The 21,644-nt window shown below is 70.5% G+C and carries 18 protein-coding genes; 9 read left to right on the forward strand and 9 right to left on the reverse strand.

Annotation, left to right across the window (positions count from 1 at the left end; translation table 11 throughout):
• Positions 1–9 precede the first annotated feature (9 nt).
• Positions 10–957, reverse strand: coding sequence for an NUDIX hydrolase (locus AB0J90_RS22285; RefSeq protein WP_363598705.1), 948 nt, complete (start codon positions 955–957; stop codon positions 10–12).
• A gap of 340 nt (positions 958–1,297) precedes the next feature.
• On the opposite strand from AB0J90_RS22285, the gene AB0J90_RS22290 reads away from it, so the two are divergent.
• Positions 1,298–1,555: a PspC domain-containing protein gene (locus tag AB0J90_RS22290; RefSeq protein ID WP_363598913.1), complete on the forward strand. Its 258-nt coding sequence runs from the start codon at positions 1,298–1,300 to the stop codon at positions 1,553–1,555.
• Positions 1,556–1,570: 15 nt separating this feature from the next.
• On the opposite strand, the gene guaA is transcribed toward AB0J90_RS22290, so the two are convergent.
• Positions 1,571–3,124 carry a glutamine-hydrolyzing GMP synthase gene (guaA, locus tag AB0J90_RS22295; protein ID WP_363598707.1) on the reverse strand — a complete coding sequence of 518 codons (1,554 nt, stop codon included), beginning with the start codon at positions 3,122–3,124 and terminating at the stop codon, positions 1,571–1,573.
• A 220-nt stretch (positions 3,125–3,344) separates the two neighbouring features.
• Between guaA and AB0J90_RS22300 the strand changes: the two genes are divergently transcribed.
• Entirely contained in the window at positions 3,345–4,529 is a 1,185-nt protein-coding gene (locus AB0J90_RS22300; protein ID WP_363598709.1) for an LCP family protein, read from the forward strand.
• Positions 4,530–4,645: 116 nt separating this feature from the next.
• Here AB0J90_RS22300 and AB0J90_RS22305 read toward each other — a convergent pair whose 3' ends face one another.
• The 3 genes from AB0J90_RS22305 to guaB all read right to left on the reverse strand — a co-directional run bounded on the left by AB0J90_RS22305 (position 4,646) and on the right by guaB (position 8,962).
• Positions 4,646–6,025, reverse strand: coding sequence for a M1 family metallopeptidase (locus tag AB0J90_RS22305; RefSeq protein WP_363598915.1), 1,380 nt, complete (start codon positions 6,023–6,025; stop codon positions 4,646–4,648).
• A gap of 198 nt (positions 6,026–6,223) precedes the next feature.
• A complete protein-coding gene (locus AB0J90_RS22310; protein ID WP_326561006.1) occupies positions 6,224–7,348 on the reverse strand; it encodes a GuaB3 family IMP dehydrogenase-related protein in 1,125 nt (374 codons plus the stop codon).
• A 48-nt stretch (positions 7,349–7,396) separates the two neighbouring features.
• On the reverse strand, positions 7,397–8,962 hold the full coding sequence (guaB, locus tag AB0J90_RS22315; RefSeq protein WP_363598711.1) for an IMP dehydrogenase: 1,566 nt from the start codon (positions 8,960–8,962) through the stop codon (positions 7,397–7,399).
• Positions 8,963–9,220: 258 nt separating this feature from the next.
• On the opposite strand from guaB, the gene AB0J90_RS22320 reads away from it, so the two are divergent.
• Positions 9,221–9,634 carry a DUF5319 domain-containing protein gene (locus AB0J90_RS22320; protein WP_363598713.1) on the forward strand — a complete coding sequence of 138 codons (414 nt, stop codon included), beginning with the start codon at positions 9,221–9,223 and terminating at the stop codon, positions 9,632–9,634.
• Positions 9,635–9,838: 204 nt separating this feature from the next.
• On the opposite strand, the gene AB0J90_RS22325 is transcribed toward AB0J90_RS22320, so the two are convergent.
• On the reverse strand, positions 9,839–10,888 hold the full coding sequence (locus AB0J90_RS22325) for a helix-turn-helix transcriptional regulator (RefSeq protein WP_363598715.1): 1,050 nt from the start codon (positions 10,886–10,888) through the stop codon (positions 9,839–9,841).
• Between the two features lie 339 nt (positions 10,889–11,227).
• On the opposite strand from AB0J90_RS22325, the gene AB0J90_RS22330 reads away from it, so the two are divergent.
• Positions 11,228–11,611 carry a WhiB family transcriptional regulator gene (locus AB0J90_RS22330; protein ID WP_363598717.1) on the forward strand — a complete coding sequence of 128 codons (384 nt, stop codon included), beginning with the start codon at positions 11,228–11,230 and terminating at the stop codon, positions 11,609–11,611.
• A 143-nt stretch (positions 11,612–11,754) separates the two neighbouring features.
• Here the strand turns inward: AB0J90_RS22330 and AB0J90_RS22335 are convergent, their stop codons facing one another.
• The 3 genes from AB0J90_RS22335 to groES form a co-directional block, all read right to left on the reverse strand.
• Positions 11,755–13,527 carry a molybdopterin-dependent oxidoreductase gene (locus AB0J90_RS22335; RefSeq protein ID WP_363598719.1) on the reverse strand — a complete coding sequence of 591 codons (1,773 nt, stop codon included), beginning with the start codon at positions 13,525–13,527 and terminating at the stop codon, positions 11,755–11,757.
• A gap of 159 nt (positions 13,528–13,686) precedes the next feature.
• Positions 13,687–15,321 (reverse strand): chaperonin GroEL, encoded by a 1,635-nt coding sequence (gene groL, locus AB0J90_RS22340; protein ID WP_363598721.1) that lies wholly within the window; start codon positions 15,319–15,321, stop codon positions 13,687–13,689.
• Between the two features lie 81 nt (positions 15,322–15,402).
• Complete coding sequence (gene groES, locus AB0J90_RS22345; RefSeq protein ID WP_121158486.1) at positions 15,403–15,717, reverse strand: co-chaperone GroES; 315 nt, start codon at positions 15,715–15,717, stop codon at positions 15,403–15,405.
• Between the two features lie 351 nt (positions 15,718–16,068).
• Between groES and AB0J90_RS22350 the strand changes: the two genes are divergently transcribed.
• From AB0J90_RS22350 to AB0J90_RS22370, 5 genes are all read left to right on the forward strand, one after another.
• On the forward strand, positions 16,069–17,331 hold the full coding sequence (locus AB0J90_RS22350; RefSeq protein ID WP_363598723.1) for a methyltransferase domain-containing protein: 1,263 nt from the start codon (positions 16,069–16,071) through the stop codon (positions 17,329–17,331).
• A gap of 10 nt (positions 17,332–17,341) precedes the next feature.
• Positions 17,342–17,824 carry a Cys-tRNA(Pro) deacylase gene (gene ybaK / locus AB0J90_RS22355; RefSeq protein ID WP_363598725.1) on the forward strand — a complete coding sequence of 161 codons (483 nt, stop codon included), beginning with the start codon at positions 17,342–17,344 and terminating at the stop codon, positions 17,822–17,824.
• A gap of 453 nt (positions 17,825–18,277) precedes the next feature.
• On the forward strand, positions 18,278–19,372 hold the full coding sequence (locus tag AB0J90_RS22360; RefSeq protein WP_363598727.1) for a substrate-binding domain-containing protein: 1,095 nt from the start codon (positions 18,278–18,280) through the stop codon (positions 19,370–19,372).
• Between the two features lie 180 nt (positions 19,373–19,552).
• Positions 19,553–20,371: an ATP-binding cassette domain-containing protein gene (locus AB0J90_RS22365; protein ID WP_363598729.1), complete on the forward strand. Its 819-nt coding sequence runs from the start codon at positions 19,553–19,555 to the stop codon at positions 20,369–20,371.
• Positions 20,368–21,630, forward strand: coding sequence for an ABC transporter permease (locus AB0J90_RS22370; RefSeq protein WP_363598731.1), 1,263 nt, complete (start codon positions 20,368–20,370; stop codon positions 21,628–21,630). Before AB0J90_RS22365 ends, AB0J90_RS22370 begins: the two co-directional genes overlap by 4 nt.
• Positions 21,631–21,644: the final 14 nt, after the last annotated feature.

Genomic DNA, 21,644 nt, shown 5'->3' on the forward strand with positions numbered 1-21,644 from the left:
GCGGTGGTGTCAGGGGCGACGGGCTGCCTGGACGGCCTCGGCGGTCACCTCGGTGAGCCGTTCGGCGGGCAGGGCGGCCAACTCGTCCGGGCCGAACCAACGCGCCTCGGAGGTGGACCCGCCGATGTCGCCGACGGTCGGCGGCGCGGGCGCGTCCACCGCGACCCGGTAGAAGGCCCGTACGCCGTGCCAGTCGATCGGGTAGCCCTCCGGGCCCAGCGAGGCGGCGTCCCGGTGGCTCGCCACGCCCAGCAACTCGATCAAGCGCCCCCGCTGACCGGTCTCCTCGACCAGCTCGCGGATCAGCGCCGCACCCGGCTGCTCGCCGTAGTCGGTGCCGCCGCCGGGCAGGTGCCAGCAGCCGGCGCCCGGGTAGCCGTCCGCGACCCGGGTCAGCAGCACCCGCCCGGCCGGGTCGGTGGCCACCGCGTACGCGGCGAAGCGCTGCGCGCGGTGCAGCCCGTCCGGGCCCGGCACCGCGTTGAACGACGGGAAGTCGGGTGCTTCCTCCGGGCAGAGGTCGATCGGGCCCGGCGGCAGCTCCAGCGCCTGGGCGGTGAACGGGCGCAGTGGCAGGGACTTCGCCTCGTCCAGGCTGTGCCAGCGAGCCAGGTCGGTCGGCTGACCGATCCGGTCGCAGAGCGTGCCGCCCCGGACCGAGACCCGGTAGAGCAGGCGATCGGTGTGGATGGTGACACCCCGCTGGGGCAGGGAACGCATGTCGGCCAGCACGTCGATCAGCCCGGACACCGAGACCGACAGCCCGGTCTCGGCGGCTGTCTCCCGTACGACCGTGTGGTTGGGGTCTTCGCCGTGGTCGACCGCACCGCCCGGCAACGACCACACTCCGGGCGTGCCGGACTTGGCCGAGGCGCGTACCAGCAGCACCCGGTCCTCGGAATCTGTACAAACGGCGTAAGCCGCGATCCTACGAATCGGCTCTAGCGCAGGGGTCACAGGGCCAAATTCTCCCCGGATCATGTTCCGGGTCGATGAACAGAGTCAGATTCCTGACAGTTGGCCACACTTTCGGGGGACAGTCAGGGTAGGGATCGGGGCGGTCACCGAGGTCGGCGGCCCGCCCGGCGCGGACCGTGGAGACATGACCGAGATGCCCTCGCACCAGCCTCCACCGTCGCCGGACCCCACCCAGCAGACCCCGTCGTTCCAGTCCTCGCCGTCCCAGGGGCCGCAGCAGTTCCAGGATCCGCAGGTCCCGCCACAGGCCGCGTCGACCGAGCGGCCGCAGTTCCAGGCGCCGCCGCAGGCCCCGCCGTTCCAGGCGCCGTACCGGCAGTTGCGTCGGCCGGTGACCGACCGGATGCTCGCCGGTGTGGCCAGCGGCCTGGGGCGTTACTTCGCCGTCGACCCGACCCTGGTCCGGGTCGTCTTCGCGGTCGCGGTGGTGCTCACCGGCGGCGTGGCGCTGCTGGCGTACCCGATCATGTGGTTTCTGATGCCCGCCGAGCCGGCCGGTGCGCCCGCCTGGCCGCACCCCGCGCCCGGCTGGACGCCGCCCGCTCCCGGCACCGGCCCGGTCACGCCGTCGGTGTGACCGGGTCTCCCGGGCCTACTCCCACTCGATGGTGCCCGGCGGCTTGCTGGTGACGTCGAGCACGACCCGGTTCACCTCGGGCACCTCGTTGGTGATCCGGGTGGAGATCCGGCCGATCAACTCGTAGGGCAGGCGGGACCAGTCCGCGGTCATCGCATCCTCGCTGGAGACCGGGCGCAGCACCACGGGATGACCGTAGCTGCGCCCGTCGCCCTGCACCCCGACGCTGCGTACATCGGCCAGCAGCACCACCGGGAACTGCCAGACGTCGCGGTCCAGGCCGGACGCGGTCAGCTCTTCGCGGGCGATCAGGTCGGCGGCGCGCAGCAGGTCGAGCCGCTCGCGGTCGACCGAGCCGATGATCCGGATGGCCAGCCCCGGGCCGGGGAACGGGTGCCGCCAGACCATCTCCTCGGGCAGCCCGAGGGCTACCCCGAGTGCGCGTACCTCGTCCTTGAAGAGCGTCCGAAGCGGCTCCACCAGCGCGAACTTGAGGTCGTCCGGCAGCCCGCCCACGTTGTGGTGTGACTTGATGTTGGCCGTACCGGTACCGCCACCGGACTCCACCACGTCCGGGTAGAGCGTCCCCTGGACCAGGAACTCCACGTCCCCGGCGGCGGCCACCTCACGGGCGGCGGCCTCGAAGACCCGGATGAACTCCCGGCCGATGATCTTGCGCTTCTCCTCCGGGTCGACCACACCGGCCAGCGCGCCGAGGAAACGGTCGGCCGCGTCGACCACCTTCAGCTTGATCCCGGTCGCGGCGACGTAGTCCTGCTCCACCTGCTCGGCCTCACCGGCGCGCAGCAGCCCGTGGTCGACGAAAACACAGGTGAGTTGGTCACCGACGGCCCGGTGGACCAGCGCCGCGGCGACCGCCGAGTCGACCCCGCCGGAAAGACCGCAGATGACCTCCCGGTCACCCACCCGGGCCCGGATCTCGGCCACCTGCTCGTCGATGATGTTGGCCGGCGTCCAGGTCGGCTCGATCCCGGCGACGTCGTAGAGGAAACGGGTCAGCATGGTCTGCCCGTGCGCGGTGTGCCCGACCTCAGGGTGGAACTGCACCCCGGCCCGGCGACCCACCAGATCCTCGAACGCGGCCACCGGCGCACCGGCGGACGCGGCGGTCACCGCGAAACCGACCGGTGCCTCGGTCACGCAGTCACCGTGACTCATCCAGACCGACAGGTCGCCCGGCAGCTCGCGGAGCAGCACACCGGCCTCGGCCGCAGGGCTCAACGCGGTGCCACCGAATTCCCGGCCACCGGTACGTGCCACCGTGCCACCGAGCGCCTGGGCCATCGCCTGGAAGCCGTAGCAGATGCCGAAGATCGGCACCCCGGCGTCGAACAGCTTGGCGTCGACCTGCGGCGCACCGGGCGCGTAGACACTCGAAGGTCCGCCGGAGAGGATGATCGCCGCAGGATCCCGGGCCAGCATCTCGGCCACCGGCATGGAGTGCGGAACGATCTCGGAGTAGACCTTCGCCTCCCGTACCCGACGGGCGATGAGCTGGGCGTACTGGGCTCCGAAGTCAACCACCAGGACGGGGCGCGGCGTGCTCATGTGCAGGAAGCCTACCTACTGACCCAGGCTAGGAGCGAATCGCGCCGGACCGGACGCTCGCCCGGAGGCCCGGCGACACGCGATCATGTTCAGGGGGCCCGGACACGCAACCTGAACAGCCATCTCGACGTTTTGTCAATAGGGTGTCGGGCAGAAAAGTGGCCAGCCATCCGCAGATCAACAATCGGCTGGTCACGGCCGGCCGGAAGGAGCCGACACGATGGCGGACGGCGGGCAGCACCGGGCGGCCGAGGACGAACCCGACACCGGCTCCGGGGGTACGCCGGGCGGCTGGCGCAGCCGTCGCCGGATCAGCTGGGCGGCTGGGATCGTGGTCGCCGTACTCCTGGTGGCCGGTGCCGTGATCATGACGAACGCGCTGCGCGACTCCGGGCGGGCCGACCCGGCCGCCCCGCAGTCCGGCCCGAGCGCGCCGACGGTGCCGGCGAGCCCGTCACCGAGCCCCACCCCGGAACCGGGCGCCACCATCACCGGACCACTCAACCTGCTGCTCGTCGGCGTCGACACCAGGGTCAGCGAACCGGACTGGGAGCCGCACGCGGACGCCGTACTGATCATGCACGTGACGAAGGAGCTGGACCGGGCGTACCTCTTCTCGCTCCCCCGGGACCTGGTGGTCGACATCCCTCCGTTCGCCAAGGCGAAGTTCGGCGGCCAGCGGACCAAACTCACCCACGCGATGAGCTACGGCAGCCACGTCGCCGACGGCAAGTCCAAGCCGAACGCGGCACAGGGACTCGAACTCGTCGAGGCGACGGTCAGCCGCTACACCGGGATCGCCAAATGGGACGCGAGCGCCGTACTCACCTTCGGCGGCTTCGACAACCTGGTCGACGCCCTCGGCGGGGTCGACCTCTACATCGACCAGCGGGTCGCCTCCCAGCACCGCCAGCCGAACGGCGAGCACCGACCGGGCAACGCCGCCAACGACGGGTACGCCGGACCGCAGATGATCTACGAGAAGGGTCTGCGGCACCTCAACGGCTGGCAGGCGCTGGACTACGCCCGCCAGCGGTACACCACCGGCGGCGACTACGCCCGCCAGCGCCACCAGCAGCAGCTCATCAAGGCGATCATCGGCCGGGTGGTCAGCGAGCAGATGGCCCGCGACCCGGACCGGCTCGAACAGGTGCTCCGGGCGCTCGGCGAGACGCTCGTCTTCAGCGGACGCGACCAGCGGGTGATCGACTTCGCCTTCGCGCTCAGCGGGCTGCGACCGGAGGCGCTCACCCTGGTCGGGCTCCCCGGCGCGTCCGTCGGCAGCGGTGGGTCGTACCGGGGCGAACAGCTCACCGAGGCCGGCACCCGTTTCCTCACCGAGTTGCGCGCCGGCCGCGCCGAGGAGTACCTGGCCGCCAACCCCAAGCTCGTCGTCACCCAGTAGCAGTCGTCACCCAGTAGCAGTCGTCACCCGGCAAGCGCTCGTCACCCGACGGCGGTTTCACCCGGCGGCAGTCTTCACCCTGCAGCGGTCCTCGCCCGGTAGCCGGGGACGACGGGTCAGGAGGCCGGGGGTGGCGGTGGCGGGGCGGTGGTGCCGGAGAGCCAGGCGTCGAAGAGCGGACGCAACGTACGCCCGGAGACCCGCTCGGCGACGGTGACCAGGTCGGCGGTGACCACGTTGCCGTTGCGCTTCTCCGCCGTCCAGGTCTTCAGCATCCGGAAGAACGCCTCGTCGCCGACGGTCAGCCGCAACGCGTGTACGGCCAGCGCCCCGCGCTGGTACACCGGCCGACCGAACAGCGCCGCCCGCCCGGGATCGAGAGCGGGCTTCGCCCAGTCCGTGTCCTGGTACGCCCGGTCGAACGACTGCTGCGCGCTGATGCCGCCGTCGTGCTGCGTCCACAGCCACTCCGCGTAGGTGGCGAAGCCCTCGTTGAGCCAGAGGTCGCTCCAGCGGCGTACCGACACACTGTCGCCGAACCACTGGTGGGCCAGTTCGTGCGCGACGACGGTGTCGTTCGGTCCGGAGGTGAAGAAGGCGGGGCCGTAGACCGGCCGGGACTGGGTCTCCAACGCGTACCCGATTCGGCGGTCGCTGATCGCTATGCCGCCGTACGACTCGAACGGGTACGGGCCGAACTGGGTAGCCAGGAAGTCGCTGATCTCCCCGGTGCGCTCCAGTGACCGCTCGGCCGGTCCACCCTCGGGCAGGCTCGCCGCCACCGCCGTCACCAGCGGCTTGCCGTCGTGCGTGGCGGTCTTCACCCGGTAGTTCCCGATCACCAGGGTGACCAGGTAACTCGCCATCGGCGTCCGCTCCGACCAGCGCCAGGTGGTCCAGCCGTCCTCGGTCGACCGCTCACCCGGTACGCCGTTGCTCAGCGCGCTCAGCTCCTGCGGGACGGTGACCGCGATGTCGTAGCTGGCCTTGTCCTCCGGATGGTCGTTGACCGGGAACCAGCTGCTCGCCGACTCGGGCTGACCCAGCGCGATCGCACCGTCCTCGGTCGCCATGAACCCGCCCTCACCGAGATCCGGGCTGAGGATCGGTTCCGGCAGGCCGTGGTACTCGACCTCGACGGTGAACCGGTCGTCCCTGGCCAGCCCCCGCTTCGGGGTGATCACCAACTCGCCGTCGTCGTGGCGGAAGTCGGACCGGGCCCCGTCCACCACGACCTCGGTCACCGTCAGCCCGACCAGGTCAAGGTTGAACCGGGACAGGTCGGCGGTGGCGGTCGCGGTGATGGTGGCGGTGCCGGCCAACCGGTCGCCGTCCGGCTCGTACCGGACCTTCAGCGCGTAGTTGGCCACGTCGTAGCCGCCGTTGCCGTAGGTCGGGAAGTACAGGTCACCGACCCCGTCGGCACCCGGCCGGAAGTTCCGCCCGGCACGCGACGAACCGGAGTCGTCGGATCCCGTGCAGCCGGCGGTGAACAGCAGCACACCGGCCACCACCGCCGCGAGGACGGCGGCCGGGCGCGCGCCGACCGCCGTACGTCCAGATCCTTTTCGGAACCGCAGACCGTGAGTCACCGGACGAGCCTAGGGTGCGACGGCGCCGCCCGGGCCGGCAACCGCCCCGCTTCACCGGTTCGGTCACCGGAACCGGAACGGCTGCCGGAAGGGACCAGCCCGCTACCGTTCGAGGTCGAGCACGAGGCCGACCTTCTGGAACTCCTTCAGGTCGCGGTAACCGCACTTGGCCATCGCCCGACGCAGCCCGCCGAAGAGGTTCTGCTGGCCGTCCGGCTCGTCGGCCGGACCGTAGAGCAGCCGCTCCATCGAGCCGAGCGACTCCTCGGCCACCCCGAACGCGCCTCGCGGCAGCTCCGGGTGGCTGGCCGCCGGGTGCCACCACGCACCGGCGGCGGGTGCCTCGTCGCAGAGCGACAGCGGCTCACCGAGCATCACCGCGTCCGCACCGCAGCCGAGCGCCTTGGCGATGTCACCGGAGGTACGCAAATCACCGTCGGCGATCAGGTGGACGTACCGGCCACCGGTCTCGTCGAGGTAGTCCCGCCGGGCGGCGGCGGCATCCGCGATCGCGGTCGCCATCGGCACCCGGATGCCGAGCACCGACTCGGTGGTCGACCACTCGTCGCCGCCGAGTCCGACGATCACACCGGCGGCACCGGTACGCATCAGGTGCAGCGCGGTCTTGTAGTCGGTGCACCCACCGACCACGACCGGCAGGTCGAGGTCGGCGATGAACTCCTTGAGGTTGAGCGGCTCGTCGGTGGTGGAGACGTGCTCCGCCGAGACGAGCGTGCCCTGGATGACCAGGATGTCCACGCCCGCGTCGAGGATCACCGGGGCGAGCGCCAGGGTGTGCTGCGGCGAGACCCGTACGGCCACCGTGCCGCCGGCCTCACGCATCTGGCGTACCCGCTCGGTGATCAGCTCCGGCCGGATCGGCTCGGCGTAGACCTCCTGGAGCCGGCGGGTCGCGTTGGAGTCCTCACCGAGCCCGCTCAGCTCCTCCAGGATCTTGGTGGGGTCCTCGTACCGGGTCCAGAGACCCTCCACGTTGAGCACACCGAGACCGCCGAGCCGGCCGAGGGCGGCCGCCGAGGTCGGGCTCATGGTGGCGTCCGAGGGGTGCCCGACGCAGGGAATCCGGAACGGGTAGGCGTCGAGCTGCCAGGCCGTGGACACGTCGTCCACGTCCCGGGTACGGCGGCTCGGCACGATCGCGATGTCGTCCAGGTGGTAACCGCGTTGCGCGGTTTTACCCAGCCCGATTTCGACCACGTCACGCATGGGGCACTCCAGCGGATGAGAAGGTTGGCGGCGAGTCGGTGGCGCGGGTCAGCGGGTGTGGTAGTTCGGTGCCTCGACGGTCATCTGGATGTCGTGCGGGTGGCTCTCCTTGAGCCCGGCCGCGGTGATCCGGATGAGCTGGCCACGGCGGTGCAGCTCGGGGATGCTCTCCGCGCCGACGTACCCCATCGCGAGCCGCAGCCCGCCGATGAGCTGGTGGGCGACCGAGGACAGCGGGCCCCGGTACGGCACCTGCCCCTCGACACCCTCCGGCACCAGCTTCTCCTCGCTGGTCACGTCCTGCTGGAAGTAGCGGTCCTTGGAGTACGACCGGGCCTGGCCACGGGACTGCATCGCGCCCAGCGACCCCATCCCCCGGTACGCCTTGTACTGCTTGCCGTTGATGATGAGCAGGTCGCCGGGGCTCTCCTCGCAGCCGGCGAGCAGGCTGCCGAGCATCACCGTGTCGGCGCCGGCCACCATCGCCTTGGCGATGTCACCGGAGTATTGAATGCCGCCGTCGGCGATGACCGGGACCCCGGCCGGACGGCAGGCCCGTACGGCTTCCATGATCGCGGTGATCTGCGGCACGCCGACCCCGGCCACCACCCGGGTGGTGCAGATGGCGCCCGGACCGACACCGACCTTGACCGCGTCGGCGCCGGCCTCGACCAGCGCCTTCGCCCCGGTGTACGTGGCCACGTTGCCGCCGATCACGTCGACCGTGGTGTCCTTCTTCAGCCGGGTGACCATGTCCAGTACGGCCCGCTGGTGGCCGTGGGCGGTGTCCACGATCAGTACGTCGACACCCGCCTCGACCAGGGTCCGGGCCCGCTTGTACGAGTCCTCGCCGACCCCGACCGCCGCGGCGACCCGCAGCCGGCCGGCGTCGTCCTTGCTGGCGTTCGGGAACTGCTCGCTCTTGGCGAAGTCCTTGACGGTGATCAGCCCGCGCAGCCGGCCGTTGCCGTCGACGATCGGCAGCTTCTCCACCTTGTGCTGGCGCAGCAGTTCCAGCGCCTCGTCCTTGGAGACCCCGACGGTCGCGGTGACCAGCGGCATCCGGGTCATGATGTCGCGGACCGGGGTGTCGCCGTCGGTGACGAAGCGCATGTCCCGGTTGGTGACGATGCCGACCAGCAGACCGTCGGCGTCGGTGACCGGGACGCCGGAGATCCGGTACCGGCCGCAGAGCGCGTCCACGTCCCGCAGGGTGTGTTCCGGGCTACAGGTGATCGGATTCGTCACCATGCCCGCCTCGGAACGCTTGACCAGGTCGACCTGGAGCGCCTGGTCCTCGATCGAGAGGTTGCGGTGCAGTACGCCGATGCCGCCCTGCCGGGCCATGGCGATCGCCATCCGGCCCTCGGTGACGGTGTCCATCGGGCTGGACAGCAGCGGGATGGCGATGGAGACGTTGCGTGTCATCCGGGTGAGCGTGTTCACCTTGCTGGGCACGATGTCCGACTCGGCGGGCTGCAACAGCACGTCGTCGAAGGTGAGCCCGAGCGGGACCGCGCGGGCGGAACCGGAGGGCAGCTCGGGCATGAGCCCGCCGAACTGGTCGGCGTCGCCGCTGCCCGACGGAAGATCGTTGGTGGGTGAATTGTCCACGAGTTCTCCCCTGAGCTGGTTGGTCGGGCTTCGCCGGGCGACGAGGGCGCACGCATCGGCGTGCCCGTACGTGCGGCGCGATGGTTCATCGTACCCAGTGAGCTGCGCCGGCCCGGCAGGAGCGGGCGGTACGCCGGTCGCGAGGGGGCAGTATGGCGGCGCCGAGCGTACGGGTCGGGGCGGCCGCAACCGGAGGCGCTCGGCGGGCCGGGCGACGAGGGTGGGCGCGACGGGCGCGGTTACGACTACGGTGGAGGGGTGCACGACGAGCCGATCGACCCGTTCAACGGCGACCCCGCCGATCCGTCAGCGGGCCTCGACGACCCCGTCGAGGACGCCGACCTTGATCCGCTTTCCGAGGTCGAGCGGCAGGATGTCCTGGAGGACCTGGCCGACCTGGAGATCTACCAGGCGTTACTGGGGCCGACCGGCGTCCGCGGCCTGGTGATCGAGTGCGAGGACTGTCACGAACCGCACTACTTCGACTGGGATCTGCTCCGGGGCAATCTGCGGCACCTGCTCAGCTCCGGCCGCCCACGGGTGCACGAGCCGGCCTTCGACCCCGACCCCGACCACTACGTGACCTGGGAATATGCCCGGGGCTACGCCGACGGGGTGCACGACACCCTGGCCGAGGGAACCGACGACGACGAGGAAGAGCCGTCGAACTGACCGGGCGACCGCCCGGACCGGATGGGCGCCCGGACCGGATGACCGCCCGGACCGGATGAGCGACCCAACCGTTGATCGACCGGACCGACGTTCGACCCGACCGTTGATCGACCGGACCGGATGATCGACCGGACCGCACTACCGGACCGCACGTCACCGCCTCCTGGCGATCCCACACGGCGTCGAACTGGTGTGGCCGATGCCTCAGGCGACCAGGCCGGCACGGAAGCCAGCGGCGACCGCGTGTGCCCGGTCCCGGGCGCCGAGCTTGCGGAACAGCCGGCGGGCGTGGGTCTTGACGGTGTCCTCGGAGACGAACAGCTCCCGGCCGATCTCCGCGTTGCTCTTCCCGTCGGCCATGCCCAGCAGCACCTGCAACTCCCGCTCGGTCAGCGCCGCGCGCCGCAGCGGGCCGGTCGCGCCAGGTCCGGCGGCGGCCGCCGCGGGTCGGCCGTAACCACCGGTGTTCGCCGGGTCGCCCCGCCGGGGGCCGCTGAATCGGTTGTCCGGGGGTGTGTTCGTCCGGGAATCGGAGCCGTCGACCGCCGGACCGTCGCCGTCGGGGAGGCGGTGCTCGCCGGGAACGTCGTCGCCACGCTGGACCGGGACCACGGTCGGCCCGGTCTGCGGATTGGCCCCGCCGCTGTCGTCCGCCGCGTCGGCCCGTCCGCCGAGGTCCGAGCCGAGCGCCGGGCCGGTCACCACCGGTCCCTTGCCGCCGGGGACCGCGCCGGGCCGCGCCGGCAGTCGTGAGGCCGCACTGGACAACCGTTCGGCGGTGGCCCGTCCGGCGGCACCGGTGACCTCGGCCGACAGTGGCGCACCGGTCAGTGGCGCACCGGTCGACCCGCCGGCACCGGTGAGTCCGTTGCCCCGGCCGCCCCGGCCGGGCGTACTGAGCAGCAGCATCGCCTTTGCCACCACACTGACCAGGTCGTGGTCACCGCCGGGCAGCAGTCCCCGGCCACCGGCCGCGATGACCGCCGCGGCGACGCCGGGCTCCTCCGCGCCGAGGAGCAGGATCGCCGCACCGGGGGCGCGGGCCAGCACCCGGCGGGTGAATCCGACGCTGTCCGGGCGGGTGAGCGCGGTGTCGACCAGCAGCACGTCGGCCGGACGTTCCGCCAGGCGCAGCATCACCTCGGGATCGGAAATTGCCGTACGCACCACTGACGCCAGCCCGAGCCGGGCCGCGGCGGACGCGACGCTCTGCGCCGCGAGCGGTGTCCGGACACAGACGAGGACTGTACGCACGGTGGTCTCCTTTCCCCCTGACGAGCAGACCACGACCGCCACTGATCATGACGAGTTTCCGGCTGATGGAAAGCAAACTTTTTGCCCGTTCCGGTTGGTTCCACGGAGTTACCGCCCTGCTGACGCCACCTGGGGCGGTCTGACCAGCGGCACGACGCGGTCGGCACGGCTCCGCCGGGGACGGAAATGATCAGGTTCAGACGATCAAACACGTGTGATGCGAGTGCCGGCTGGGTATGGCGGAACCGAGGCCGGAATCGGGCGTGTCAACGCGGCCCGCCGCCCGGACACCGGCCTTGGTCGAGTGCCCATCGCGGTGCCGCGGGAGGAGGGTTGCAGATGTCGAACGTACGCAGACTGCCCGGACCCATCGTCGATCTGTGGGAATGGCAACGGTTCGGGGCCTGCCGAGGGCGCGACACCGCGCAGTTCTTCCATCCCGATGGTGAGCGTGGTGCGTCCCGCAACCGCCGGGAGGCGGGGGCCAAGAAGGTCTGCGGGACCTGCCCGGTACGCGCGGAGTGCGCCGCGCACGCGCTGACCGTACGCGAGCCGTACGGCGTCTGGGGCGGGTTCAGCGAGTCGGAGCGGCTGCGGCTGCTCGCCGTCGGCTGGGAGGACCTCGCCGACCGGCGCCGTACCCGCGTCGACATCTCCCGCCTGGAAGCCCGCCTAGGCCGCCCCTTCCACTCCACCCTCCCCACCCAACGCGCCGCCAGCTAACCCACCCCCCACCCCTCCCCACCCCCCCTCCCCCTCTCCCCCCACCCCGACGCAGCCCGTTGATCATGAAGTTAGCGACAGGTGATCAGCCGAAAACCGTCGCTAACTTCATGATCAACGAGGTGGTCGGGGGTGGGGTGGGGTTAGTGGACTGTGACCTGGGTGGTGTGCCAGCCGGTGGCGCCGTCGGGGGCTACGGGGCGGGGTTGGCTGGGTTGGGTGGTGCCCGTCGCGTCGGTGGCGCGTACGCGGAGGGTGTGTTCGCCCTCGGTGGCCTGCCACCGCCAGGACCACTGCACCCAGGTGTCGACCGACGCGGACGGGGCGAGCGTGGCCTGCTCCCACGGGCCGCCGTCGACCTGTACCTCGACCTGTTTGATTCCTCGGTGCTGCGCCCAGGCCACCCCGGCGACCGTGACCGGGCCGGGGGTGAGCCGGTTACGCGGCCGGGGCGTGTCGATCCGGGACTGGGTCTTGATCGGCCCCTCCGGCGCCCAGCCACGCGGCACCCAGTAGGCGTCGAAGTCGGAGAACCGGGTCAGTTCCAACTCCACCACCCACTTGCAGGCGGAGACGTAGCCGTACAGGCCGGGCACCACGACCCGGACCGGGAAGCCGTGCTGGACCGGGAGCGGTTCGCCGTTCATGCCGACTGCCAGCATGGCGTCGCGGCCGTCGCGCATCAGCGCGGTCGGGGTGCCGCAGGTCCAGCCGTCGGCGGACCGGCCCACGACCTGGTCGGCGTCGTCGAGTGGCCCGGCCTGGTCGAGCAGGTCCTTCAGCGGTACGCCGAGCCAGCGCGCGTTGCCGATCAGGTCTCCACCGACCTCGTTGGACACACACGCGAGCGTGATGTCGCGCTCGATCAGCGGACGGGCCAGCAGATCGGCGTAGCTCAACGTGATCGGGTTACGGACTCGGCCGTGGATGCGCAGTTGCCAGGTTCCGGGATCGACCTGCGGCACCACCAGCGCGGTGTCGATCCGGTAGAACTGGGAGTTCGGCGTGGTGTACGGGGCCAGTTGCGGCAGCGACAGGTCGGCGCCGGCCGGCACCGGTGACGCCGGACTGGCCGGGGCGGGCAGCGTCACCGCCGCTCGGGCGTCGGATACCCCGCGTCGGGTGGTGATCCAACGCCCACCGAAGCCGCTCAGCGCCGCGGCTCCCAGCGTGACGCCCACGCCGGTAAGGAACCGTCGCCGCCCCTCCGCCAGGTCCTCCCGGTCAGCCTGCTCCCGCCGCTCGACCGCTTCCCGAGCAGCCTCGGCCGGGTCCCGCCGTTCGACCGCTTCCCGAGCAGCCTCGGCCTGCTCCCGCCGCTCGACCGCTCCCCGAGCAGCTTCGGCCGGTTCCCGCCGCTCGACCGCTTCCCGGCTCTCGGCCACTTCCTGGGTGCCGGCCAGTTCCTGGGTGTCGGCGAGGTTCCGGCCACCGGTCAACGCTGGCACGGTGGATTGGACCAGGGGCGCGTCCGGCCAGGGTGCCGGGACCAGGACGGCGCGCAGTCGGCGGAGCACTCCGGCGGCGAGGGCGGCACCGACCAGCGAGGGCAGTACGGCACCGACTCCCGCACCGGGGCGGGTCAGTGCCGCGATCGCGCCGACGAGGCCGAACAGGGCGATGCCGGCGTACCCGACCAGCGGGGTGCGCAGTGCCCGGACACCGATCACTGCGGCGAAGCCGGCCAGCAGCACCCCGGTGCCGACCAGCAGCGCGGTCTTGTCGTGTACGCCGAACACGTCGATCGCGAACTGCTTCAGCGGCTCGGGTACGAGGTCGACCACCACCCCGCCGACCGCGACCAGCGGAGCGGACCGCGCCCCGGTCAGTACGGCGACCAGTTCGGCCGAGCCGATCGCGACCGCGGCGGCGGCGATCCCGGCCAGTGCGCCGTACCTGCGCTGTTGGGTGCTCACCCGCCCAGTGTTGACGATCACGGAGCGGACCGGTAGTGACGTGGACCTCGGGCAGACGCAAACCAGGGTAGATTCGCGCGGATTGGCGCTTTGTACGCCATTGACGCGGATCTACCCTGGTTCGACGGTTACTGCGGGTGTTGCGGTGTTACCGGGTGATCAGAAGCCCGGGCCGTGCTGGTGGCCGTGGCCGTGGCCACCGCCGGCGGGGGCCTCCGCCTTGGCCGGCTTCTCCACGATCAGGCTCTCCGTGGTGAGCAGCAGACCGGCGATCGACGCGGCGTTGATGACCGCGTTGCGGGTCACCTTCACCGGGTCGACGATGCCGGCCTTGGCCAGGTCGACGTACTCGTCGGTGGCGGCGTTGAGGCCGAAGCCCCAGTCGCTGGCGGCGACCTTCTGCACGACCACGTAACCGTCGTGACCGGCGTTCTGGGCGATCCAGCGCAGCGGCTCGACCAGCGCCTTGCGGACGATCGAGACACCGACCTTCTCGTCACCGGTGAAGCCCAGGTCGTCGTCGAGCACCGAGGCGATCTGCACCAGTGCGGCGCCACCGCCGGGGACGATGCCCTCCTCGACCGCGGCCTTGGTGGCGGCGATCGCGTCTTCGATGCGGTGCTTGCGCTCCTTCATCTCGACCTCGGTCGCCGCGCCGGCCTTGATCACCGCGATGCCACCGGAGAGCTTCGCCAGCCGCTCGGCCAGCTTCTCCCGGTCCCACTCGGAGTCCGAAGCCTCGATCTCCTTGCGGATCTGGGCGACCCGGTCGGCCACCTCGGTGTCACGGCCCTTGCCGTCGATCACCGTGGTGTTGTCCTTGTCGACCACGACCCGGCGGGCGCTACCGAGCACCTCGAGGCCAACCGCGTCGAGCTTGTAGCCAAGCTCGGGCGCGACCAGCTCGGCGCCGGTGATGACCGCCATGTCCTGCAGCAGCGCCTTGCGGCGGTCGCCGAAGCCGGGGGCCTTGACCGCGCAGACCTTGACGGTCTTGCGGATCGAGTTGACCACGAGCGTGGACAGGGCCTGGCCCTCGACGTCCTCGGCCACGATCAGCAGCGGCTTGCTGGTCTGGAGGACCTTCTCCAGCAGCGGCAGCAGCTCTTCGATGGCCGAGATCTTCTGAGTCGTGATCAGGATGTACGGGTCGTCGAGGACCGCTTCCTGCGACTCGGCGTCGGTCACGAAGTTGGGCGAGATGAAGCCCTTGTCGAACTGCAGGCCCTCGGTGACCTCCAGCTCGGTGGCGAGGGTGGAGCCCTCCTCGACGGTGATGACACCGTCGCGGCCGACCCGCTCCATCGCCTCGGCGATCAGGTCGCCGATGGTCGCGTCCTGCGCGGAGATGGTCGCCACGTGCGCGACCGACTCCCGGCTGCCGACCTCGACGGCCTTGGCGAGCAGCGCCTCGGACACCTTGGTGGCGGCCGCGTCAATGCCCCGCTTGAGACCGGTCGGGTTCGCCCCGGCGGTCACGTTGCGCAGGCCCTCGCGGACCAGCGCCTGGGCCAGCACGGTCGCGGTGGTGGTCCCGTCGCCGGCGACGTCGTTGGTCTTGGTCGCCACCTCCTTGACCAGCTGCGCGCCGAGGTTCTCGTAGGGGTTGGTGAGTTCGATCTCCTTGGCGATGGTCACGCCGTCGTTGGTGATCGTCGGTGCACCGAACTTCTTGTCCAGAACGACGTTGCGCCCGCGCGGGCCGAGGGTGACCTTGACCGTGTCGGCGAGCGTGTTGACACCGTGCTCCAGCAGGTGCCGGGCGTCATCCGAGAAGCTCAGAATCTTCGCCATGTTTTACTCGGGTCCCTTCACACAGCACTGCCCCGGCCCGGCATGCCGGTCCGGGGCAGTGATCACTGATCGGTCAGATCACTACTTCTCGATGACCGCGAGGACGTCGCGGGCGGAGAGTACGAGGTACTCCTCGCCGGCGTACTTAACCTCGGTGCCGCCGTACTTCGAGTAGAGGACCGTGTCGCCGACCTTGACGTCAACCGGGATCCGGTTGCCCTTGTCGTCGATGCGGCCCGGGCCGACGGAGAGGACAGTGCCCTCCTGCGGCTTTTCCTTGGCGGTGTCGGGGATCACGATGCCCGACGCCGTGGTCGTCTCAGCCTCGTTCGCCTGGACCAGGATCCGGTCCTCGAGCGGCTTGATCGCAACCTTGGTCGCGGTAGTCACGGGCATACCCTCCTGGGGTACTGGTTTCTGTGCTGACCAGCAAGCCGGCCAGCGTCAATCTGCCACATGCCACCGGGCGGGTCCGTCGTCGCGGGAGCCGGTCCGCCTGGCGTTTCAGCCACCGGACCGGAGCCCGGAAGCTGGCACCCTCAGACTGAGAGTGCTAACGGCAGGTTATGCCGGTGGCTAGCACTCCGTCAAGGAGAGTGCCAACATGACAGCCGGCGTGTTCGGTGAAACCCCTTACCAGGCCACCGGCGGACCGGCTTCGCCGCACCTTCCGCGCGCCTCGCTCGCCCCACCAGCGATCGACGTGTACTGCCTCACATCCGGCGTGTGCTGCCTCACAATGGCTCGATGGATCTCGACCAGCTCGCCGCGCTGCGTACTCCGGTCGGGTTGACCGCGCTCGCCGCGGCGGCCGAGTTGGCCGGCGGTGACCCGCTGGCCGCCGCCACCGCGCTCCGCTCGGCGGGCCTGCCAGGGCCGCTCGCCGCCGCCGCACTCACCCAGGCCGAGCTGCGCCGCCGCGCGGTCGGCAAGTTCGGACCGGCCGCCGCCGGAATGTTCTTCACCCGCTCCGGCCTGGAGCAGGCGACCAGGGCGGTGGTCGCCGACCGGCGGGCGCGCCGGTTGCGGGCCGCCGGGGTACGCACCCTGGCCGACCTCGGTTGCGGCCTCGGCGCGGACGCGCTCGCCGCCGCCCGTGCCGGCATCCGGGTGTACGGGGTGGAGGCCGACCCGGCCACCGCCGCGCTGGCCGCCGCGAACGCGGAGGCGGCCGGGCTGGCCGGCTGTCTGAGCGTCGAGTGCGCCGACGCCACCGGTTTCGACCTCACCGGGATGGACGCGGTCTTCTGCGATCCGGCCCGACGATCGAGCGGCGGTCGACGGATCTTCGACCCGGCCGCCTACTCCCCGCCCTGGGACTTCGTGCTCGGCCTGGCCCGGCGGGTGCCGTGCACGGTGGTGAAGGTCGCGCCCGGCCTGGACCACTCACTGATCCCGCCCGGCGCCGAGGCGGAGTGGGTCAGCGTCGACCGGGAACTCGTCGAGGCCACCCTCTGGTGCGGCCCGCTCGCCGCTTCCCCCCGCCGGGCCACCCTGCTCCGACCCCCTGCTGCCGCCGGTAGCGCGAGGGCCCCGGCCCAACGCTCGGGTGAGACGGCTGCCGGCGAGGACAGCGAGGTCGGGGTGGCCGAGCTCACCGGGACCGGTGCGGTCGAGGCACCAGTCGGCCCGATCCGCCGGTACGTCTACGACCCGGACGGCGCGGTGGTCCGGGCCCACCTGGTCGCCGAGTTCGCCGTGACCGTGGACGGCACACTCGCCGACCCGGACATCGCCTACGTGTACGCGGACACGCCGATGCCGACCCCGTTCGGCCGCTGCCTGGAGATCACCGACGTGCTGCCGTTCTCGTTGAAGCGGCTGCGCAGCCTGCTGCGGGGGCGCGGGGTCGGCCGGGTGGAGATCCTGAAACGGGGCTCGGCGGTGGATCCGGAGCGGCTCCGGCGCGATCTGCGGCTCGCCGGCAGCGAGCCGGCCAGCCTGGTGCTGACCCGGGTGGCCGGCGCGCCCACCGTGCTGGTCTGTCAGCCGGTGGCGCCGACCCGGTAGGGTCCCGGCCGTGGCAGGTCAGGGGACCCCGGCAACGGCACTGCTGGTCAAGCAGAAGGTCGCGCACACCACCCACCCGTACGACGTGCCGGTGGAGTCGCCGCGCTACGGCGCGGAGGTGGCCGCGGCGCTCGGGGTGGAGCCGGAGCGGGTGTTCAAGTCCCTGGTCACCGAGGTCGACGGGACGCTGACCGTGGCGGTCGTACCGGTCACCGGGGAGTTGGACCTCAAGGCGTTGGCGGCGGCGGTGGGCGGCAAACGCGCGGCACTCGCCGACCGGACCCTGGCCGAACGGACCACCGGTTACGTCCGGGGCGGGATCAGCCCCCTGGGCCAACGGAAGCGACTACCCACCGTAATCGACTCATCAGCGGAGAGCTTTTCCACTGTGTACGTCTCCGCCGGTCGCCGAGGCCTCCAACTCCAGCTCGCACCGGCCGATCTGATCCGCCTGACCAGCGCAATCAGCGCGTCGATCGCCGCCGGCGGCTGATCCGCGAACTGCCCACTATCGACCGTCTTGCGGCTACTTGCCGCTACTTGGTCCGTCGATGACCGTCGTTGCGCTCTGTGCTCTTTCTTACACAAAATTGATAGCACTCGGCCGTACGGCGTGAGCCGACACGGAACCCCTTCGCGCCACGGTTCGGTCATTTGGCTCGCCGCACCCCGAACCGGGCGGCAAATCGGCACGATCCGCCCAGGCGATTCAGGTCCATGACGGGCCGGTGTCAGTCGCGTTGCTGAATTGTTATCGCAGGCAACAAAACTCGTGGCCTCGGCACTCTTGTGCCTCACCCCACGAGCGCAATACGTTGCCGGACACAACAAAAGTAAGTACGGCCCACTCTGAACACCCCTGCAGTGGCGGCGACCGCACCGACCAGACGCCGCACCACGCAACGACTCAGCGGACCGAACCCCACCCCTCGAAAGGACCCGAGCAATGCGCAAAGGGATCCTCACCATCGCCGCCGTGGGCCTGCTGGCCACCGGTGCCCTGACGGCCTGCGGCGACAATTCCGACGACGCCGGCAGCGGCGGCGCCAAGACCCCGAAGATCGGCGTGATCCTGCCGGACAGCGCCTCGTCCGACCGCTGGGAGACCGCGGACCGGAAGTACCTCGAAGAGGCCTTCAAGACCGCGGGCGTCGAGTACGTCATCCAGAACGCGCAGGGTGACAAGTCGCAGTTCCAGACCATCGCGGACCAGATGATCACCGGTGGCGCGACCGCCCTGATGATCGTGAACCTGGACTCCGGCACCGGTAAGGCCGTGCTCGACAAGGCGAAGTCGCAGGGCGTCGCCACCATCGACTACGACCGCCTGACCCTCGGCGGCTCGGCCCAGTACTACGTCAGCTTCGACAACGTCGCGGTTGGCAAGCTGCAGGGCGAGGGCCTGGTCAAGTGCCTGACCGACAAGGGCGTGAAGAACCCGGTCGTGGCCGAGCTGAACGGCTCGCCGACCGACAACAACGCCACGCTGTTCAAGAACGGCTACGACTCGGTGCTCCAGCCCAAGTACGACTCCAAGGAGTACGTCAAGGGCCCCGACACCTCCGTCCCCGGCTGGGACAACGCCCAGGCGGGCACCATCTTCGAGCAGAACCTGACCTCGCAGGGTGGCAAGATCGACGGCGTGCTGGCCGCGAACGACGGGCTCGGCAACGCGGTCATCTCCGTGCTGAAGAAGAACAGCCTCAACGGCAAGGTCCCGGTGACCGGCCAGGACGCGACCGTCCAGGGCCTGCAGAACATCCTCGCCGGTGACCAGTGCATGACCGTCTACAAGGCGATCAAGCAGGAGGCGCAGGCCGGCGCGGAGCTGGCCATCGCGCTGGCGAAGGGCGAGAAGAAGGACGTCGGCCAGACGGTCAAGGACCCGGAGGGCGGGCGTGACGTGCCGTCGGTCCTGCTCGCACCGAAGGCCATCGACAAGTCGAACGTCAAGGCGGTCGTGGACGACGGCTTCGTCACCAAGGAAGAGCTGTGCACCGCGGCGTACGCCGCCGCCTGCACCGCAGCCGGGATCAGCTGACCCTGCTCTGACCCCGATCGGAGTCACCGTGCCCGTCCGCCGACCGTAGGTCGGTGGACGGGCACACCGGGTTGACCCGACCGGGCTGCCTGATCGGACCTTCGCGACCGGAGCCCCGCGAACGGACACCCCGCGACCGGAACACCCCGCGATCGGACACCTGTGAAAAGGAGACCCACCGTGTCCGCGACACCCTTGCTGGAGCTGCGCGGGATCGACAAGAACTTCGGTCCCGTGCAGGTCCTGCGCGACGTCGCCTTCGCCGCATACCCCGGCGAGGTGACCGCGCTCGTCGGCGACAATGGCGCCGGCAAATCCACGCTGGTCAAGTGCATCAGCGGCATCTACGCCATCGACGGTGGCGAGTTCATCTTCGACGGCAAGCCGGTGACCGTGAACAACCCGCGGGATGCCGCCGCGCTCGGCATCGAGGTCGTCTACCAGGACCTCGCGCTCTGCGACAACCTCGACATCGTGCAGAACATGTTCCTCGGCCGGGAGAAGACCAGCGGGCTGGTCCTGGACGAGGTGACGATGGAACGGCTCGCCGCGGAGACCCTCGCCGGCCTGTCCGTCCGCACGGTGAAGTCGCTGCGCCAGCTCGTGGCCAGCCTCTCCGGCGGGCAGCGGCAGACGGTGGCGATCGCCAAGGCCGTGCTCTGGAACAGCAAGCTGGTCATCCTCGACGAGCCGACCGCCGCGCTCGGCGTCGCGCAGACCGCTCAGGTGCTGGAACTGGTCCGGCGGCTGGCCGACAACGGACTCTCGGTCGTACTCATCTCGCACAACATGAACGACGTCTTCGCCGTCTCGGACCGGATCGCCGCGCTCTACCTCGGGCGGTCGGTGGCCCAGGTCAAGACCACCGACATCACCCACTCGCAGATCGTCGAGCTGATCACCGCAGGACGCAGCGGTGATCTCGGCCTGCGGTCCGAGAACGGCGACAGCAGCGGCGCCGGTCACACGGAACTCATCACCCCTGGAGCCGAGCAATGAGCACCTCCACCCCTACCGCGGTACGCGAGGAGCCGGTGCCCCTACCGACGCGGACGGTCAACGACCATGTGCGCGACTACATCGGCCGGGTACGTGGCGGCGACATCGGCGCGCTGCCGGCCGTACTCGGGCTGGTGGTGCTCTGCATCGGCTTCTCGATCGCCCGCCCGGAGTTCTTCTCCGCCATCAACTTCGCCAACCTGTTCACGCAGGGCGCCGCGGTCATCCTGATCGCGATGGGGCTGGTCTTCGTCCTGCTGCTCGGCGAGATCGACCTCTCCGCCGGTTTCGCCAGCGGCGTCTGTGCCTCCGTACTCGCGGTGCTGCTCACCCTGCACGGCTGGCCCTGGTACGGCGCGCTGATCGCCGCCCTGGTCACCGGTGTGGTGATCGGTCTGGTGCTGGGCGTGCTGGTGGCGAAGGTCGGCATCCCGTCCTTCGTGGTCACCCTCGCCGCGTTCCTCGCCTTCCAGGGCGTGGTGCTGCTGCTCATCAAGGGCGGCACCAACATCTCGGTGCAGGACAAGGTCATCGTCTCGATCGAGAACAGCAACGTGAAGCCGGTGATCGGCTGGTTGCTCGCCCTGGTCGCGGTGCTCGGTTACGCCGCCGTGCAGCTCGTCCGCTACCGCACCCGGCAGGCACGCGGCCTGATCGTCGACCCGTTCCTGGTGGTGCTGGCCCGGATCGCCGCGGTCGCCCTGCTCGTCGGCATCGCGACGTACATCCTGAACCAGGAACGCAGCATCAACACCCTGATCACGTCCAACAAGGGCATGCCGATCGTCGTACCGCTGATCGCGATCCTGCTGGTCGTGCTGACCTTCGTGCTGCAGCGCACGGTCTACGGCCGGCACGTCTACGCGGTCGGCGGCAACGCCGAGGCCGCCCGTCGGGCCGGTATCAACGTGGACCGGATCCGCATCTCGGTCTTCGTGATCTGCTCGCTGCTGGCCGCGATCGGCGGCATCGTGGCGGCCAGTCGTGGCCGGTCGGTGGACCCGAACACGGGTGGCAGTAACGTGCTGCTCTACGCGGTCGGCGCGGCGGTGATCGGCGGCACCAGCCTCTTCGGCGGCAAGGGCCGGGTGTTCGACGCGGTCCTCGGTGGCGCGGTGGTCGCGGTGATCGACAACGGGATGGGCCTGCTGGGCTACAGCTCCGGCGTCAAGTTCGTGGTCACCGGCCTGGTGCTGTTGGCCGCGGCCGGGGTGGATGCACTCTCCAGAAGACGTGCCGCCGCCACCGGACACAGATGACGCTGTCTCTCGAA

The sequence above is a fragment of the Micromonospora sp. NPDC049523 genome, assembly GCF_040676775.1.
Lineage (GTDB): Bacteria > Actinomycetota > Actinomycetes > Mycobacteriales > Micromonosporaceae > Micromonospora_G.